This window comes from Acidovorax sp. 210-6, from assembly GCF_010020825.1.
GTDB classification, from domain to species: domain Bacteria; phylum Pseudomonadota; class Gammaproteobacteria; order Burkholderiales; family Burkholderiaceae_C; genus Simplicispira; species Simplicispira sedimenti.
Genome location: NZ_JAACJE010000001.1, coordinates 2,663,793 through 2,680,829 on the forward strand (window position 1 = coordinate 2,663,793; position 17,037 = coordinate 2,680,829).

The 17,037-nt window shown below is 67.8% G+C and carries 20 protein-coding genes; 6 read left to right on the forward strand and 14 right to left on the reverse strand.

All coding sequences use genetic code 11. From position 1 onward, the window contains the following. Positions 1-6 precede the first annotated feature (6 nt). Complete coding sequence (locus GWK50_RS12305; protein WP_162016783.1) at positions 7-972, reverse strand: tRNA-dihydrouridine synthase; 966 nt, start codon at positions 970-972, stop codon at positions 7-9. Positions 973-1,170: 198 nt separating this feature from the next. On the opposite strand from GWK50_RS12305, the gene GWK50_RS12310 reads away from it, so the two are divergent. Then, positions 1,171-1,686 (forward strand): hypothetical protein, encoded by a 516-nt coding sequence (locus GWK50_RS12310; protein WP_162016784.1) that lies wholly within the window; start codon positions 1,171-1,173, stop codon positions 1,684-1,686. 9 nt (positions 1,687-1,695) lie between these two features. Here GWK50_RS12310 and GWK50_RS12315 read toward each other — a convergent pair whose 3' ends face one another. From GWK50_RS12315 to clpB, 5 genes are all read right to left on the reverse strand, one after another. After that, positions 1,696-2,841 (reverse strand): class I SAM-dependent methyltransferase, encoded by a 1,146-nt coding sequence (locus GWK50_RS12315; protein WP_162018106.1) that lies wholly within the window; start codon positions 2,839-2,841, stop codon positions 1,696-1,698. A 7-nt stretch (positions 2,842-2,848) separates the two neighbouring features. Next, a complete protein-coding gene (locus GWK50_RS12320) occupies positions 2,849-3,367 on the reverse strand; it encodes a GNAT family N-acetyltransferase (protein WP_162016785.1) in 519 nt (172 codons plus the stop codon). 119 nt (positions 3,368-3,486) lie between these two features. Next, the gene (locus GWK50_RS12325) at positions 3,487-4,926 is read right to left on the reverse strand and encodes a coniferyl aldehyde dehydrogenase (protein WP_162016786.1); all 1,440 of its coding nucleotides are present in this window, start codon (positions 4,924-4,926) and stop codon (positions 3,487-3,489) included. Positions 4,927-4,975: 49 nt separating this feature from the next. Further along, positions 4,976-5,320 carry a hypothetical protein gene (locus GWK50_RS12330; RefSeq protein WP_162016787.1) on the reverse strand — a complete coding sequence of 115 codons (345 nt, stop codon included), beginning with the start codon at positions 5,318-5,320 and terminating at the stop codon, positions 4,976-4,978. 79 nt (positions 5,321-5,399) lie between these two features. Continuing rightward, a complete protein-coding gene (gene clpB, locus GWK50_RS12335) occupies positions 5,400-8,003 on the reverse strand; it encodes an ATP-dependent chaperone ClpB (protein ID WP_162016788.1) in 2,604 nt (867 codons plus the stop codon). Between the two features lie 142 nt (positions 8,004-8,145). On the opposite strand from clpB, the gene GWK50_RS12340 reads away from it, so the two are divergent. Then, positions 8,146-8,916, forward strand: a complete 771-nt coding sequence (locus tag GWK50_RS12340; RefSeq protein WP_162016789.1) for a transglutaminase family protein — start codon at positions 8,146-8,148, stop codon at positions 8,914-8,916. Here the strand turns inward: GWK50_RS12340 and GWK50_RS12345 are convergent. Genes GWK50_RS12345 through GWK50_RS12355 form a run of 3 tightly spaced genes read right to left on the reverse strand, consistent with a single transcriptional unit; the run spans position 8,901 to position 10,701 of the window. Further along, entirely contained in the window at positions 8,901-9,650 is a 750-nt protein-coding gene (locus GWK50_RS12345; protein WP_162016790.1) for a GNAT family N-acetyltransferase, read from the reverse strand. The genes GWK50_RS12340 and GWK50_RS12345 overlap by 16 nt on opposite strands. Before the next feature lie 26 nt (positions 9,651-9,676). Continuing rightward, a complete protein-coding gene (locus tag GWK50_RS12350; protein WP_162016791.1) occupies positions 9,677-10,123 on the reverse strand; it encodes a DUF1284 domain-containing protein in 447 nt (148 codons plus the stop codon). After that, positions 10,123-10,701, reverse strand: a complete 579-nt coding sequence (locus GWK50_RS12355; protein ID WP_162016792.1) for a biotin transporter BioY — start codon at positions 10,699-10,701, stop codon at positions 10,123-10,125. The genes GWK50_RS12350 and GWK50_RS12355 overlap by 1 nt, the downstream gene beginning before the upstream one ends. Before the next feature lie 171 nt (positions 10,702-10,872). Here GWK50_RS12355 and GWK50_RS12360 point away from each other — a divergent pair, with 171 nt between their 5' ends. Next, on the forward strand, positions 10,873-11,862 hold the full coding sequence (locus tag GWK50_RS12360) for a biotin--[acetyl-CoA-carboxylase] ligase (protein WP_197905009.1): 990 nt from the start codon (positions 10,873-10,875) through the stop codon (positions 11,860-11,862). Between the two features lie 14 nt (positions 11,863-11,876). Here GWK50_RS12360 and GWK50_RS12365 read toward each other — a convergent pair whose 3' ends face one another. Then, the gene (locus GWK50_RS12365; protein ID WP_162016793.1) at positions 11,877-12,359 is read right to left on the reverse strand and encodes a molybdenum cofactor biosynthesis protein MoaE; all 483 of its coding nucleotides are present in this window, start codon (positions 12,357-12,359) and stop codon (positions 11,877-11,879) included. A gap of 21 nt (positions 12,360-12,380) precedes the next feature. Beyond that, on the reverse strand, positions 12,381-12,611 hold the full coding sequence (locus GWK50_RS12370; protein WP_162016794.1) for a hypothetical protein: 231 nt from the start codon (positions 12,609-12,611) through the stop codon (positions 12,381-12,383). A gap of 47 nt (positions 12,612-12,658) precedes the next feature. On the opposite strand from GWK50_RS12370, the gene GWK50_RS20040 reads away from it, so the two are divergent. Genes GWK50_RS20040 through GWK50_RS12380 form a run of 3 tightly spaced genes read left to right on the forward strand, consistent with a single transcriptional unit; the run spans position 12,659 to position 14,888 of the window. Next, the gene (locus GWK50_RS20040; protein ID WP_277950308.1) at positions 12,659-12,793 is read left to right on the forward strand and encodes a hypothetical protein; all 135 of its coding nucleotides are present in this window, start codon (positions 12,659-12,661) and stop codon (positions 12,791-12,793) included. A 4-nt stretch (positions 12,794-12,797) separates the two neighbouring features. After that, positions 12,798-13,127, forward strand: a complete 330-nt coding sequence (locus tag GWK50_RS12375; RefSeq protein WP_162016795.1) for a hypothetical protein — start codon at positions 12,798-12,800, stop codon at positions 13,125-13,127. A 39-nt stretch (positions 13,128-13,166) separates the two neighbouring features. Then, positions 13,167-14,888, forward strand: a complete 1,722-nt coding sequence (locus GWK50_RS12380) for a hypothetical protein (RefSeq protein WP_162016796.1) — start codon at positions 13,167-13,169, stop codon at positions 14,886-14,888. An 80-nt stretch (positions 14,889-14,968) separates the two neighbouring features. Here the strand turns inward: GWK50_RS12380 and moaD are convergent, their stop codons facing one another. The 3 genes from moaD to mobB are packed head-to-tail and all read right to left on the reverse strand — an operon-like array spanning position 14,969 to position 16,994. Then, positions 14,969-15,220 carry a molybdopterin converting factor subunit 1 gene (gene moaD, locus GWK50_RS12385; protein ID WP_162016797.1) on the reverse strand — a complete coding sequence of 84 codons (252 nt, stop codon included), beginning with the start codon at positions 15,218-15,220 and terminating at the stop codon, positions 14,969-14,971. Next, entirely contained in the window at positions 15,217-16,422 is a 1,206-nt protein-coding gene (glp, locus tag GWK50_RS12390) for a gephyrin-like molybdotransferase Glp (protein WP_162018108.1), read from the reverse strand. The genes moaD and glp overlap by 4 nt, the downstream gene beginning before the upstream one ends. Positions 16,423-16,439: 17 nt before the next feature. After that, positions 16,440-16,994, reverse strand: a complete 555-nt coding sequence (mobB, locus tag GWK50_RS12395; protein WP_162016798.1) for a molybdopterin-guanine dinucleotide biosynthesis protein B — start codon at positions 16,992-16,994, stop codon at positions 16,440-16,442. Positions 16,995-17,037 lie beyond the last annotated feature (43 nt).

The window sequence follows — 17,037 nt, forward strand, 5'->3', positions numbered from 1 at the left end:
CCGCTGCTACGCGCTGCCCTGCCCTGGCAGCGCATCCAGCCACAGGCTGATGGCGTGCTGGTCGGTCAGCGTGCGCACCTGCTGGTAGGCCTGCTCGGCCTCAGGATAGCGGCGGCGCAGCAGGTTGAGCCACTGCTTGAGGCGACCCGCGCGCTGGTTGGGCTCCAGGCGTTCGCAGACCTGGCGCCAGAAGTCCTGCAGGTGCGGCACCAGCATGGGCCAGTCCACCACATCCTGGCCCGGCAGGCCTGCATCCTGGGCGCGCAGGGCCCGCGCCAGCCCCGGATCGGCCACGATGCCGCGGCCCAGCATCAGCGCCGTACAGCCAGACACGGCACGGCAGCGCAGGGCGTCTTCCACGGTCCAGATCTCGCCATTGGCCACCACGGGCACGGCCACCGCTTCGCGGATGGCGGGGATGTGCTCCCAGTAGGCCGGGGGCCGGTAGCCATCAAGCTTGGTGCGCGCGTGCACCACGATCTCACAGGCCCCGCTGTCGGCCATGGCCTGGGCACAGGCCACAGCCAGGCGGGCATCGTGGTAGCCCAGGCGCATCTTGGCCGACACGGGCAGGTGCGCAGGCACGGCCCGGCGCACCGCAGTCACCACGGCGGCAATGCGCTCGGGTTCCTGCAGCAGTGCAGCGCCACCCCCGTGGCGGTTGACCGTCTTGGCCGGGCAACCGAAATTCAGGTCGATGCCCTCGGGGCCCAACGAGGCCAGGTGGGCTGCGTTGTCGGCCATGCAGGCGGGGTCGGAGCCCAGCAACTGCGCCCGCACGGGCACGCCGCTAAGGGTACGGCCGCCGGTCTGCAGTTCAGGCACATGGCGCAGAAACACCCGGTCGGGCAGCAGCGTGCCGGTTACGCGGATGAACTCAGACACGCAACGATCCACCCCACCAATGCGGGTGAGCACGTCGCGCAGCACAAAGTCGAGCAGGCCCTCCATGGGCGCCAGCAGCAGGCTCATGGCTGTACGCGCACGGCTGCGCGGGGTGCAGGCGGCAAGAACATCAAAGCCAAATACGCCTTCAGGGCAATGAATACAAGCATCATAAGCTATACATTTTATAGCAATCACAAAACCCGCCGTAGCGAGCACGGGTGTTCATCAAGGCGTCACGCGCCGCGGTTCCAATGCGGGCTTGACCTCCAGACGCTCTGCCCCATGTTGCTGCTCAAGACCGACAAAGCCCGCCAGGAACTCATGCCCGGTGTTCGCACCCTGAGCCTGCGCGAGCGCTCGCTGCTCCTGCTGGCCGATGCCAAGCCCATGCAGGAGCTGCAGGCCATGTACCACGGTGAGGGAAGCCGGATTGTGGACGAACTGATGCGCGCGGGCTATCTGCGCCACCCCAGCCCCACTGCGTCCACCAACGACGAACCGCCCGCAAGCCAGGCGCTGCCCCTGCCCCGCTCGCGTGTGCCGCTGCGTTCACTGGCGGGCACCCGCATGTACCTGTTCGACATCTGCGAGCGCATGTTCGCTCGCCGCAACCCCGACCTGGCCCAACAGTTCCACACGGCCCTGCGCGACGCCAAGGACCGCTGGAGCATGCTGGATGTGGGCGAGGCCATGCTCGAAGAAGTGGGCTACCTGGCCGGCACTGAACGCGCTGCCGCTATCCGCGAGCACATGAATCAGTTGCTGCCCCAGGCGCACGAAGAGGCGCTGGCGGCCTGAGCGCCAACACTAGGCTGCGGCCAGGCGCCACAGCGATGTGACCTCGGCTGCGCGTGCCGCGTGCAGCGGGTCACTGGCATCCTGGGCCTTGCCGTGGCGCGGGCGCACGTCTTCACGGCCCAGCACGCGCAGGCCCGCCGCAGCGATCCAATCGAGCAACTGGGCGCGGGTGCGCAGGCCCAGGTGTTCGGCCAGGTCGGACAGGATGAGCCAGCCCTCGCCGCCCTCTTCCAGGTGCTGCGCCAGCCCGGCCAGAAAGCCGCGCAACATGCGGCTGTCTTCGTCGTACACGGCCTGTTCGATGGCGGACACAGGCCGCGCGGGCAGCCAGGGCGGGTTGCACACCACCAGGGGGGCGCGGCCGGGCGGAAACAGGTCTGCCTGCAACAACTCCACCCGCTCTTGCAGACCCAGGCACTGCAGGTTGTCCTGCGCACAGGCCAGCGCACGGGGCGCCAGTTCGGTGGCCACCACGCGGCGCACGCCTCGGCGTGCCAACACGGCCGCCAGCACGCCGGTGCCGGTACCGATGTCAAACGCCAGTGCCTGGCTGGGCAGGGGCTGGCGCGCCACCAGGTCCAGGTACTCCCCACGCACGGGCGAGAACACCCCGTAGTGCGGATGGATACGGTTGTGCGGCGCGGCGCCCAGCGCGGCAATCTCCACGCCCTTCTTGCGCCATTCATGCGCGCCCACGATGCCCAGCAGCTCACGCAGCGACACCACGCTGGGCGTGCCATCGGCCGGGCCCCAGGCTTCGGCACAGGCCACGCGCCAATCGGGCGCACGGCGCAGGGCGATGCTGTAGTCCCCCTCCAGCGCAATGAGCAGCGCGCCCAGCGTGCGTGCGCGCTGCGCCTGCGCCTGGCGGTGCAGGTGAAAGCGCGTGGCGGCATCGGCCTGCGCTGTCTTGGCGGCGGCGCGGGCTGCGGACGATGCTGGCTTGCGTTCGATGCGGCGCTGCAGAGCCTGCAAGAGCTGGCGCGCGTTCTGGAAATCACCCCGCCACAGCAGTGCCGTGCCCTCGCAGGCCAGGCGGTAGGCCTGGTCAGCGCTCAGGCGGTCGTCGGCGACCTGCACGCGGCGCGGCGCAGCTGCGCCCTGGGCCGAACGCCAGTGCAGCGTGTGCGTCTGGCCCTGCTCGGCCCATGCGATGGTCACTTCAACTCAGCGGGCGCTGCAAGCGCACTTCTTCGAGCTTGGCACCACCGATGACGGCGGTCTTGGCCGTGGACATTTCGCGTTTGAAGCCGGCCATCTCGTGGAAGCGCAGCGCGCGCTCGTTGCGCAGCGGCACCCAGGCGGTGACGGTGGTGCAGCCTTCTTCCTGCAGGCCTTCGCGTGCGGCATCCCACAGCGCCAGGCCCACGCCCTTGCTCCAGTGGGTGGGGGCGCAGTAGATGGCCCAGATCTCACCGGTGGTGGGGCGGGTCTTTTCGTCGCGGGAGCGGTCGAAACCGACAAAGCCCACGATCTTGTCACCATCCACGGCCACCTGGACCTGGGGCTCGGAATATTCAATGGCTTCGCGCCAGTAGGCCTGGCGCTTTTCGACGGAGAAGGACTTCAGCTGCTCGTCGGGCACCAGTCCTTTGAGGGCGGCCTGTGCGGCTACGGTGTGGATCTGGGCGATGGCTTTGGCATCGCGGAGTGTGGCGGGACGAACCTGGATACTGGACATGAAAAACCGACCGGAAACAAACTGTCAAAAAACGAAACGGAGCGGCATTGTCGCCGCAAATGAAAAACGCCCCTCCACGGGGCGGGAAAACGGGGCTGCGCTCCGGCGCTTTCCAGTGCTCAGAAAAGGCGGCGCAGCAGGCCCATGACCTGGTCGAAACGCGGCCCGTATGGTGGGTAGAACAAGTGGCCCATGGCCCAGCGCGACTGCACCAGCACCGACTTCTGGTGGCAAAAACGCAGGAAGCCCTGCTCGCCATGGTAGGCGCCCCAGCCGCTGTCGCCCACACCGCCAAAAGGCAGGCCGTCGTGGGCAATGTGCATGAGCGTGTCGTTCACGGTGACCCCGCCGCTGACGGTGCGGCGCAGCACGTCGTCACGCACGGCGGTGTCGTTGCCGAACCAGTACAGCGCCAGCGGGCGCGGGCCGCTGTTGATGTGGGTGATGGCGTCGTCGAGGCGCTCGTAGGAGATCACGGGCAGGACGGGGCCGAAGATTTCTTCCTGCATGAGCTGCATGCCCGAGGTGGCACCGAACACCAGCACCGGCGCCATCTGGCGGCTGGTGCCGCCATCTTGCACCGCCGCCTGCGGCGTGGGCGATTCGCCAGGGGCCGGGTCCATGTTCTGCACGTCGGCCCCTTGGGTCTGCGCCTGCTGCACCATGGTGCGCAGGCGGGCCAGGTGGCGCGGGCTGATGATGGAAGCGTAGTCGGGGTTGCCCGCGATGCGCGGGAACAGCTGGGCCACGGCCGTGCGGAATGCTTCGGCAAACGCCGCCTCCTGGCCGCGCGGCAGCAGCACGTAGTCGGGGGCGATGCAGGTCTGCCCGGCATTGAGCAGCTTGCCGTGCGCGATCTTGAGGGCAGCGTCCTTCAGGTCGCAACTGGCGTCGATGATGCAGGGCGACTTGCCGCCCAGCTCCAGCGTGGTGGGCGTCAGGTTGGCGGCGGCGGCCTGCGCCACCTTGCGCCCCACGGCCGTGGAGCCAGTGAACACCAGGTGGTCGAAGGGCAGCGCACTGAAGGCGCTGGCCACGGTCGCATCGCCCTGCACCACGCAGACCTCTTCGGGGGTGAAGAACTGGGCCAGCAACTGCGCCAGCTGGGCCGAAGTGTGGGGCGTGAGTTCGCTGGGCTTGATCATCACGCGGTTGCCTGCGGCCAACGCGGTGATCGCCGGTGCCAGCGCGAGCTGCACCGGGTAGTTCCAGGGCGCGACCACGCCCACCACGCCCAGCGGCTGGCGCAGGATCATGGCGCTGGCGGGCTGCAGGTACAGCGGCGTGCCAACGCGCTGCGGCTTCATCCAGCGCGCCAGGTGGCGCAGGGTGTGGCCGATGAGCGAGCGCAGCACGAACATGTCGGCAATCTCGGTCAGGCGCTGCGAACGCACGCCGAAGTCGGCCTGCACGGCAGCGGCCAGCGTGGGGCCGTGCTCGTCCAGGAGCTTGCGCATGCGCAGCAGGCGCTCGCGGCGCACCAGCAGGGGCACATCCACCTGGGCGCGGCTGGCCTGGTACTGTGCGTCAAACAGGGCTTGAAGGTCGGCGTGGGTCATGCGCGCATCATACGGGCGGCAGGCATCCCGCATGTGTAGGGAGTTGCGTCTATCGCGGCGCGCCCGGCTCGCGCGGCTGCACGTCGGTGATGTCCTCGGCGCCAGGCAGAGGGCGCAGGTGCGCAGGGGTGTCTGTACCCGGCGCAGCGCTGCGGCCAGAGCCCATCCAGTGCTCGCTTCGGCGCACCACGGTCGTCCAGCCGGTGCGCGGGTCGATGGGCATGGCCCAGGGAGTGACCGAGCGGCCCGTGACGCGCGCCCACAGGGCACGCAGCCCCCAGAGCAAGGCCAGCACCAGGGCTGCGGCCAGCAGGCTCACAAAGAACACCACGCCCATGGCCAGCAGCAACAGGCGCAGCATCCAGCGGGCCAGGCCCGCAAGCAGATCGTTCAAGCAACCTCCAGGTGTTTGAGTGAAATCGGCATCCAGCGCCCGTATTTCAGGCGCAAGATGCTATCTATTTTATAGCAAATCAAGCCACAGGGGCGGCGCTGAAGCGGAACACCCCTGGCTCCAGCACCGGATCGACGCCGACCGCAATCGCGCTCTTGGGCGGGAAGCGCCCTTCGAGCAGCAGCTTGGACAGCGGGTTCTCGATGCGCTGCTGGATGGCGCGCTTGAGCGGACGTGCGCCAAACACCGGATCGAAGCCCACCTTGGCCAGCTCGGCCAGTGCGGCGGGCGAGACGTCCAGCGACAGCTCCATGCGCGCCAGACGGCCTTGCAACAGGCGCAACTGGATGCGTGCGATGGACTCGATGTGCTGCGCGTCCAGCCCATGGAACACCACCGTCTCGTCGATGCGGTTGAGGAACTCGGGCCGGAAGTGGTTCTTCAGCTCACCCCACACGGCGTCCTTCACCTCATCGTAGTCCTGGCCCACCATGGCCTGGATCAGGTGCGAGCCGATGTTGCTCGTCATCACAATCACGGTGTTCTTGAAGTCCACCGTGCGGCCCTGGCCGTCGGTCAGGCGGCCATCGTCCAGCACCTGCAAGAGCACGTTGAACACGTCGGGGTGGGCCTTTTCCACCTCGTCGAGCAGCAGCACGCTGTAGGGCTTGCGGCGCACGGCTTCGGTCAGGTAGCCGCCCTCCTCGTAGCCCACGTAGCCGGGCGGCGCGCCGATGAGGCGGGCCACGGAATGCTTCTCCATGAACTCGCTCATGTCGATGCGCACCAGGTGCTCTTCGCTGTCGAACAGGAAGCCCGCCAGTGCCTTGCAGAGCTCGGTCTTGCCCACGCCCGTGGGGCCGAGGAACAGGAACGAGCCCGTGGGGCGGTTCGGGTCCGACAGGCCCGAGCGCGAGCGCCGGATCGCGTTGGCCACAGCGGCAATGGCCTCGTCCTGGCCCACCACGCGCTCGTGCAGCTTGGTTTCCATCTGCAGCAGCTTGTCCTTTTCGCCCTGCATCATCTTGGCCACGGGGATGCCCGTGGCGCGGCTCACAACCTCGGCGATTTCTTCGGCGCCCACCTGGGTACGCACCAGCTTGTTGCCGCTGGCGCCCTCGCCCGCAGCCTCCTGGGCCTGGGCTTCCTTGAGGCGCTTGTCCAGCTCGGGCAGCTTGCCGTATTGCAGCTCGGCGACCTTGTTGAAGTCGCCCTTGCGCTTGAGCTCTTCGATCTGCAGCTTGATGCGCTCGATGTCCTCACGCACCTGGGCGCTGCCCTGGGCCTGGGCTTTTTCGGCCTTCCACAGCTCTTCCAGGTCGGCGGATTCCTTTTCCAGCTTGGCGATTTCTTCCTCGATGAGCTGCAGGCGTTTTTGCGAGGCCTCGTCGGTCTCTTTTTTCATCGCCTCGCGCTCGATCTTGAGTTGGATCAGCCGGCGGTCCAGCTTGTCCATGACCTCGGGCTTGGAGTCGATCTCGATCTTGATCTTGGCCGCGGCCTCGTCGATCAGGTCGATGGCCTTGTCGGGCAGGAAGCGGTCGGTGATGTAGCGGTGGCTCAGCTCGGCCGCGGCCACGATGGCCGGGTCGGTGATGTCCACGCCGTGGTGCACTTCGTACTTCTCCTGCAGGCCACGCAGGATGGCAATGGTCTGCTCCACCGTGGGCTCATCGACCAGCACTTTCTGAAAGCGCCGCTCCAGCGCCGCATCCTTCTCGATGTACTTGCGGTATTCGTCCAGCGTGGTTGCGCCGATGCAGTGCAGTTCGCCGCGCGCCAGGGCGGGCTTGAGCATGTTGCCGGCGTCGATGGCGCCTTCGGCCTTGCCCGCACCGACCATGGTGTGGATTTCGTCGATGAACAGAATGATGCGGCCTTCGTCCTGCGCCACCTCCTTGAGCACGGCCTTGAGGCGCTCTTCAAATTCGCCCCGGAACTTGGCACCGGCCAGCAGGCCTGCCATGTCCAGCACCAGCACCTTCTTGTCGCGCAGGGTCTCGGGCACTTCGCCGTTGACGATGCGCTGCGCCAGGCCTTCCACAATGGCCGTCTTGCCTACGCCGGGTTCGCCGATCAGCACGGGGTTGTTCTTGCTGCGGCGCTGCAGCACCTGGATGGCGCGGCGGATCTCGTCGTCGCGGCCGATCACCGGGTCGAGCTTGCCCTGGCGTGCGCGCTCGGTCAGGTCCAGCGTGTATTTCTTGAGCGCCTCGCGCTGGCCCTCGGCCTCGGGGTTGTCCACCTTCTGGCCGCCGCGCACGGCTTCGATGGCCGCCTCCAGGCTCTTGCGCGTCAGGCCGGCGGAGCGCACGGCGTTGGCAAAGTCGGTCTTGGCGTCGCACAGCGCCAGCAGCAGCAACTCGCTGGCCACAAACTGGTCGCCACGCTTGATGGCCTCTTTCTCGGCACCTTGCAGCAAGCCCACCAGGTCGCGCCCGACGGTGACCTGCTCCTGGCCCTGCACCTGCGGCAGCTTCTTCATGCCGGCCTCGGCAGCAGCGAGCAGGCCGCCGGTGTTGGCACCGGCACGCTCGAGCAGCGCGCGCGGACCGTCCTGCTGGCGCAGCATGGCGGCCAGCAGGTGCGGAGGCTCGATGTAAGCATGGTCCTGCCCCAGCGCGAGCGACTGGGCGTCGGCCAGAGCTTCCTGGAACTTGGTGGTGAATTTGTCGATACGCATGGCGAATGTTTCTCCTATTGCATCCCAACTAAGGCCCGCTTTCAGTTTTTCAACGGCGCACCGCCACAACATCCGCGCCGCGCCCCTTGACTTTGAAGTTTCTCGAAGGTTTGCAATGGAGCCTATTTCATCAGGAGAACCCATGTCCCCCACCGAGCACCGTGCCCTGCTGCGCCCCACAGCCATTCTGGACTACACCCATCCCCGGATCGAGGCCCTGATCCAGTCACGCGGCTGGCGGCGCCTGCCAACGCGCGAGCGCATCGCCGCCATCTATGACTTTGTACGCAACGACATCGCCTTTGGCTACAACCTGGCCGACGACCTGCCCGCCTCGCGCGTGCTGGACGATGGGCTGGGCCAGTGCAATACCAAGGGCAGCCTGCTGATGGCCTTGCTGCGGGCCTGTGACATCCCCTGCCGCCTGCACGGCTTCACCATCGACAAGGCACTGCAGAAAGGCGCCATCACCGGCCTGGCCTACGCCCTGGCGCCACGCAACATCGTACACAGCTGGGTCGAGGTGGAACTGGACGGCCAGTGGCTGGAACTGGAAGGTTTCATCCTGGATGCCGACTACCTGCGCGCCCTGCAACAACGCTTTGCCAAGCACCAGGGGCCTTTTTGCGGCTATGGAGTTGCCACGCCCGACCTGCACGCCCCTCCCGTCGAATGGAATGGCGGCAACACCTACATCCAGAAAGACGGCATCAACCAGGACCTGGGGGTGTTCGACGACCCGGACCGCTTTTACGCGCGCCATGGCGCGAACCTGGACGGCCTCAAGCGCTGGCTGTTCCAGACCGTGGTACGCCGCTGGATGAACCGGAACGTGGCGCGCATCCGCAGTGCCCAGTCCAGCCACCCACCGCAGGCAGGCAGCCAGCCAGCAACGCCTCAAGGGCGCCAGTAGGCATAGCCCCAGGCCAGCGCCAGCCCCGCGCGCCGGTACAACGCCAGTGCGGGGGCGTTGTGCTGGTCCACCTGCAGGAACACGCGCTCGATGCCGCGCTGGCGCGCCTCTTGCGCCATGGCGCGCAGCACACATGCCGCCAGGCCCTGGCCGCGCTGCGCCGCCGCCGTGCGCATGCCGTGCACGCCCAGCCAGCCCTGGCTGTAGCTCGCAGCACCGCAGGCCACGGTCTCGCCCGCCCTTTGCACGCTGGCGTAGCGCAGCCCCTGGGCACGGGCCAGCGCGCGGGCACGGCTGGCACCATCCACCGGGTCCAGGCCTGCGCCCAGGTACATGGCCATCCAGGCGGCGTTGGGCTGGACTTCCAGTCGCACTTCGGCGCCGTTGCCGGGCAGGTCCAGCAAGGCCTGCACCGTGCCCACCTGGGTCCAGGTGGGCTGCCTGCGCTGCCAGCCCTGGGCCTGCAAGGCCTGGTGCCAAGGCGCATACGCAGGCGCCTCAGGCAAGCGCAGGGTGGGCGGGTATCCGGCAGCCCGGTAGGCCTGCACGATGGCGTCCAGGAGTTCGAGCGGCTGCGCCGCATGGTGCAGAGGCACGGCGCTGCGCGCGCGGCCCACGGTGCCGCTGTCCATGGGCAGCAGCCAGCCGGGGCACTCGTCCAGGCGCTCGGGCGCCACTGCGGCCACGGTGGCGCGCTCTATCGATTCAATGTCGGAAGGAAGGACGGTATGCATGTCAGTGGAAGATCATGCACGAGCGGTCAATCCATTGGCACGGCCACCGGCTCCATGTGCAGCAGGGTGCCCGCAAACCCGTTGCGCGCAATGTCGGCACACAGGCCGTCCCAGGGGCAGCCTGCACACGCGCGATGGAACTGTCCCTGGGCAAAGGCTGCGCGCAGTTGCGCCAGGCGCTGCGCGCTGAGCGTCAGACGCGCGCCCGGCACCAGCGGCCTTTCAAACCAGGGGGCCAGCGCATCGGCCGCCAGTTGATCGCGCTGCGTGACGCTCTGGTTGTGGCAGTGCGCGCAGGGGTCACCGCTCAGGGGAGCGCAGATGGCGTCCGGGCCGATGACCAATTCAATGGGCTCTGCGGCCGCCAGCCGTTGCACGATGCCATTGAACCCGTGGACGAAGGCCGGGCTGTAGCCTTCGCCCGAATAGCTCAGCATGCACAGCAGGTGGTGTGCACGCAATGGCACGGCCATCAGCGCTTCCAGTGGCTGCGTGCGCTGTGCCACAGGGCCAGCGACGCCGCCCCCAGGGCCGACTTGACCACATCACCGACCAGAAAGGGCTGCACGCCCAACTGCCACCCCTTGGCTGCACCCACCATGGCCCCCAGCCACAGCCCGCCCAGCGCCAGGATGAGCGTGGTGCACAGAAACATGGCCCCAAAGGCACGCAGCGGGCGGGCGCCATCCCAGCCGCGAGCGGCCAGCCAGCCCATCAGCACCGCACCGACCGGGAAGGCAAACAGGTACCCGCCCGTGGGCCCGAAGAAGGGTGCGAGGCCGCCCTTGCCGCCAGCCAGCACCGGCATGCCCAGCGCCGCTTCGAGCAGCCAGGCCAGCACGGTCAACCCACCCAGGCGCCAGCCGTAGAGCGCGCCCACCATGAGCACGGCAAAGGTCTGCATGGACACCGGCACGGGCGACAGCGGAATGCTCACGTACGACGACAGGGTGAGCACCACCGTGCCCGCCAACACCAAGCCCGCCTGGCGCAACCACCGCGCCGGGCCTTGCACACCGACGACCGGGGAAACAGAAACATCTTGAGTCATGAACCAATCCTGTTGAAAAAACAATGACGAAGGCTCGCTCCCCCGCCGAAAAACGCACGCAAGTATCTGCACCGAAGCGCCAATTGTCAACCAAAATTTATAATTACGTTTACACAAATCAGGCTCAGGGCATCAAGTCTGGTCACGACAAACTGCGGCACACTCCCCGGCATGAAAGCCACATTGGATCCCCGCGAAGTGCTGCAGCAACTGGCCCATGGCGGGCCGGTGTCGGGTGCGGAGCTGGCTGCGCAACTGGGTGTCACACGCGCCGCCGTCTGGAAGCAGATCGAGGCGCTGCGCGCCGCAGGGCTGCCCATCGAGGCACGCACCAAGGTGGGCTACTGTCTGCCCTGGCCCATGGAGCTGCTGGACGCCGAGCGCATCCAGCAGGCCCTGCCCAACCCAGCCACCCCCGTGCAAGTGCATTGGGCGCTCGATTCCACGCAGGATGCGCTGGCGCGCCTGCCGGGCGACGCCCCTGATCTGTCCGTGGTGCTGGCCGAAACACAGACGCAAGGGCGTGGTCGGCGTGGGCATGGGTGGGCGTCCCCCCCTTGCCTGGGGCTGTACCTGTCGTGTCTGAAGCACTTCGCGGGCGGGCCCGCCAGCCTGGCGGGCCTGTCCATTGCCGCCGGGGTGTGCGTGGCCCAGGCCCTGACCGAAGCCGGTGTGCCGGACCTGCAACTCAAATGGCCCAATGACGTGCTGGCGCACGGCGCCAAGCTGGCTGGCGTTCTGATCGAGGTGCAGGGCGAATACGACGGCCCCTGCACCGCGCGCGTGGGTGTGGGCGTGAACCTGCGGCTGCCACCGGAATGGCATGCCAGGCTGGGTCAGCCCGTCACGGACCTGGCCACGCTATGCGGCGGTAGGCCGCCGGAGCGCAATGCGCTGGCGGCGCGGCTGATCGACCATCTGCGCACGGGTTTGATCACATTCGAGGAAAAAGGCCTGGTGCCCTTCGTGCCGGACTTTGCCCGGCGGGACGCACTGGCGGGCCAGGCCCTGACCCTCACCGGTGCGGGGGATCTGCACCAGGGCGTGGGCCGGGGGATCGATGCCCGTGGCGCGCTGCGCGTGGAACACGCGGGCCAGGTACACACCATCCAGAGCAGCCATGTGTCGGTGCGCCTGCAGCCCTCCTCGGGCGGCGGCTGACCCCCTCGGCGCCCTCAGGCGTTTTGCGCCACGATGCCCCAGCGCGCCAGCGCCGCATCGTCGCTCACGCGGGCATCGACCCAGCGCGCACCTTGCGGGGTTTGTTCCTTCTTCCAGAACGGCGCCTGGGTCTTGAGGTAGTCCATCAGGAACTCGCAGGCCTCAAAACTCGCGCCCCGATGCGCCGAGGTCACGGCCACGAGCACGATCTGGTCGAGCGGCGCGAGCAGGCCCACGCGGTGGATGACGCGCGCGCCAAAGATGTCGAAGCGCGCCATGGCGGCGTCGATCATGGCCTCGATGGATTTTTCGGTCATGCCAGGGTAGTGCTCCAGTTCCATGGAGGCCACGGCGTCGCCCTCGGCCCCATTGCGGTCGCGCACCGTGCCCACAAAGCAGCACACAGCGCCCACGCGCTTGTCCTGCGCACGCAGGGCGGCCAGTTCGGCAGAGACATCAAAATCATGGGTCTGGATCGAGACACGCGGTGGGTTCATGGCCAGGACAGTACGGGAAAATTATGGAGAGCGGTGCAGGCGCGGCGCGGCCAGCAGGGCGCGCTCTTCCTCGACGAACGCGGCCAGCAGCCGCAGCGCAGGGGTGGGCGAAAGTTCAGCCAGCAGCGCCTGCAGCCGAACGATGTCGGCAACGGTGGGCGCTACCTTGATCTGCGCCCTGGCCATCTCCAGGTTGCCTGCGCGGATCAGCGCAAAGACCTTGGCAGCCCATTCATTTTTCGCTCGCGCCATGGCGCCCTTTCCGGTGTCTTCAGGTTCGGCGATCGATTCTCGATACGATGTACCCGCACTGTAACGCCCATTGGAGCCTGTTTGCCGCCCACCGCCTTGCCGACCGAAAAATGGGCCAGCTTGTCACCTTTGAACTGGAGCAGGACATTGCGCGCTTCCAGCAGCAGTTCACACCCGACTGAACACATGCACGACGACAACCAGATTCTCATCCCCGACTCCTTCGTGGCCTTGTGCACCGATGCACGGGGCCGTCTGCGCACCCCGGTGCAGCAGCTGCGCGAACGCTACGAGCTGTGCGAAGACCTGGCCTGCCATCTGGTGGAGCAGGCGCAAACGCTGTACCACGTGCAAGCCCCCTCCGAAGCCGAAATCCTGCTGCGCATCCACGCCGGGCTCAGCAGCCCCGGCGCGGGCACCAGCCCGGCAGAGGCCAGCTGGGTGGTGCAGCGCCTGGCCGAGCTGCTGCAGTGGCGCTGTCCGGAGTTGCCCCCTCTTCCCCCAAACGAGGCATAGGCATAGCATGGGCTCTTCCCACACATGGAGGGCCCTACCATGCTGCGCTTGCTCACCTTGTCCACGGCGCTGTGCGCCTGTCTTGCGGCGCAGGCCGCGTCCTCCAGCTTCCACAGCACCACGGGGGAAATCCACATCACCGAGATCGGCATCACGGGCGACCCCACCCGCTACCGTGACGTGGTGCTGCGCCTCACCGGCCCGTCTCCGGTGTCGCTGAACGACCCGCGCGCCACCACCTTCAGCTACGACGGCGCCAGCGGCGCCCTGCATCTGCCGACCCTGGTGTTCGAGGGACGGGCCTTTCAGGGGGTGCGCGTGGAGCGTGCGCAACTGGAAGTGGTGCGGGTAGGCGCTGTGGCGGCAGGCACGGCACAGGCCTTTCCGGGCGCGGCCGGCTTTGGCGCCCAGGCCACGGGAGGGCGTGGGGGACGGGTCATCACCGTCACCAACCTCAACGCCAACGGCCCCGGCTCGTTGCAGGCTGCCCTGAACGAAACCGGCCCCCGCACCATCGTTTTTGCCGTGAGCGGCCTGATCGACGCCCCTGTGCACCTGACGCGTGGCGACGTGACCATTGCCGGGCACACCTCGCCCGGTGGCATCACCATACGCCAGCTTCACACCACCGAAGAACCCTACTGCGACCAGGACGCCGCCTGCCCCGCAGGCAGCCGCAAGGCCGACAACTGGATCCTGCGCCATATGCGCATCCGGCCCGACGGGCAGCATGACGACGGCCTGCGCCTGCGCTACACGCGCCGCGCCATCGTGGACCATGTCTCCATCGGCGGCGCTACCGACGAGGCGGTGGAAATTTCCTACGCGCAGGACATCACCGTGCAGAACACGCTGATTGCCGAAACCGTGGGTGACCATGCCGACCGCGGAGGGGTGCTGGTCAACTACAGCAACCCGGCGCAGGGCTACGAGCTCACACGGCTGGCGCTGCACCACAACGTGTTCAACCGCATCCTCGGCCGCTACCCCGAGCTCTCGCGCGAGAGCGCAGCGGCCGCAGGATCGGTGATGGACATCGAGCTGTCCAACAACCTGTACTGGGACATGGGCTACTTCATCGATGTGAACAACACCACGGTGTCGGCGTCCGATGCCGGCTCGCCCATTTACTACCGCATGAACCTGGCCGGCAACCAGGCGGTGGCACGCAGCGCTGGCCAGCCCGAGCCTTTCCGCTTCGGCATGGTGCACGTGGCCACCCCCCTGGGCGCCGCACCGCTGACCCGCACCTGGCTGTCTGGCAACAGGCTCAACCTCTACCCGGACCGCAGCGACTACGCGCTGATGTACTGCTGCAACGACTACCCGGAGCACGCCGCCAACCCGGCCATGCCCTTCTTCGGCACACCGGAGCGCCACGACTTTCCCTTCATCGGCTACGACCAGGCCGGTGACCTGGCACCGCGTGCCATGCTGCGGGCAGGCGCCTTCCCGCGCGACCCCATGGACCGGCGCCTGATGGATGCCGTGGAGCGTGGCCAGATCGCCCTGCAGCCACGCCACATCAACCCGGCGGGCGACGGCAGCGCACTGCCCTTCAGCACCGCCCCCTTGCCCCCGCAGGACAGCGATGGCGACGGCATGCCCGATGCCTGGGAACAGGCCCATGGGCTCAACCCTGGCGCGCAGGACCACAACGGGCAGGAGCTGTCCATGCCGCTGATCGGCGTGCCCGGCTACACCAACCTGGAGGTGTACCTGCACCAGCTATCGGAGCAGCGCATTCGGGAGGGGCGCTGAGGAACGCCTTGCTGGCCGTGGCGACCACCCACCAGCAAGGAGCCGCTTCACTTCCGTGGCAAAAAGAGCGTGAACAGGCCCTACCCGCCCGTGACGGGTGGGAAAAACGCCACCTCGGCCCCGTCGCGCAGCGCAGCAGCCTCGTCGCTGAGCACCTGGTCCAGCGCCATGCGCACGGCCCTGCCACGGGCCAGGGCGCTGGCGTAGGCGCCGCCGCGGGCCAGGAGCTCATCGCGCAGCGCGCCCAGGGTCGTGGCGTTGGTGTCCAGCACCTCGCTGCCCTGCCCCACCGCCTCGCGGATGGAAGCGAAATAACGCACGGTGATCTTCATGCGGCCAGCTCCGAGAATGGCAGATAGCGCACCGTGTCACCGGGCGCGATGGCCTGGCCTGGGGGGTTGTCCACCACCCCATCACCCCAGACGGTGGAAGTGAGCACGCCCGAGCCCTGGTGCGGGTACAGGTCCAGCCCACCTGCGGCATTGCGGCGCACGCGCAGGAATTCGCGGCGCTTGTCGGCCTTGGGCCAGGCGAAATCGGCACGGGCCGCGATGGACGGCATCGTCACGTCGCGCACCCCCTGCAGGCGCAGCAGAAAGGGGCGCACCAGCACGGCAAAGGTGACGAAACTGGCCACCGGGTTGCCGGGCAGCCCCAGAAAATGCGCCTGCCCCACGCGGCCGCAAGCAAACGGCTTGCCGGGCTTGATGGCGATTTGCCACAGGTCCAGGCTGCCCAGCGCCTGCACGGCGGGCTTGATGTGGTCTTCCTCACCCACCGACACGCCGCCGCTGGTGAGCACCACGTCGTGCCCGGCAGCGGCTTCGCGCAGCGCGGCCAGGGTGGCTTCGCGCTGGTCGGGCACCTTGCCCAGGTCGGTCAACTCGCAGCCCAGGCGCTGCACCAGTGCGCGCAGAAAGAAGCGGTTGCTGTTGAAGATGGCGCCCGGCGGCAATTGCTCCGGCGGTACCTGGCCCGGCATGACGAGCTCGTCGCCCGTGGACAGCAGCGCCACGCGCGGCCTGCGCGCCACGGGCAAGTGCTCCAGCCCGATGCTGGCCGCCAGGCCCAGGGCCGCAGGCGCCAGGCGTGTGCCCGCGTGCAACACGGTGCTGCCCAGGGCGATGTCTTCGCCCGCGCGGCGGATGTTCTGGCCGCTGTGCGGCTGGGTTTGCACGCGCACCGTGCCGTCGTCCTGCGCCACGCAGTCCTCCTGCATGACCACGGCGTCGGCGCCGGGCGGCACGGGCGCGCCAGTGAAGATACGCGCAGCGGTGCCGCCCTGCAACGGAGCGCCGACACTGCCCGCCGCAATGCGCTGCGACACGGGCAACGCGATGCCAGGGGCAGCCACATCGGCACAGCGCAGTGCGTAGCCGTCCATGGCACTGTTGTCGAAGGCAGGCACCTGCAGGGCCGAGACCAAGTCCTGCGCCAACACGCGGCCATCGGCCTGCAGCGTGGGCACGGATTCGGTGCCAGCCAGCGGCAGGGCACGCGCCAGGAGCGCGGCCAGGGCTTCATCCAACGGCATGAGGGGCGCGCGCGGGCTCACAGCAGGCCTCCGTGCCGGTCCCAGTGGTATTCAAAGCGCTCGCCCTGCGCCAGCAGCCACAGCGCCACTTGCGCGGGCTGGTTCAGGTCGAGCACGGGCAGTTGGGTGGGCTGGGGCAGGCGCTGGGGGTCGTCGGTGGCAATGGCGACGATGAAATCGTCCTCGGGGTAGCGCACGGGGCGCGCGCTGTGCGCGTCGGCGGATTCGCGCCAGACCTCGATCTTGAGGATGTCACTTTCCTTGAAGCCTTCGACCAGCACCCAGTCCACGCCCTCGTACAGCTCGGCCAGCATCTGGTGCACCGTGAGTTGCGAGGGCTGCTCGAACTCACGCACCAGCGCCAGGCGCCGATCGGAGGCAATCACCACCTCGAAGGCCCCGGCCTGCCGGTGGCGCCACGAGTCCTTACCAGGGTGGTCGATGTCGAAGCGGTGGTGGGCGTGCTTGACCACCGACACCCGCAGGCCCTGTTGGCGCAACAGGGGAATGATTTGCTCCACCAGCGTCGTCTTGCCGCTGCCAGAGTACCCAGCAAAGCCTGCCACTTTCATGCGCACACCCTCTGAATGCTATTTATTTTATAGCTTGCAGCGC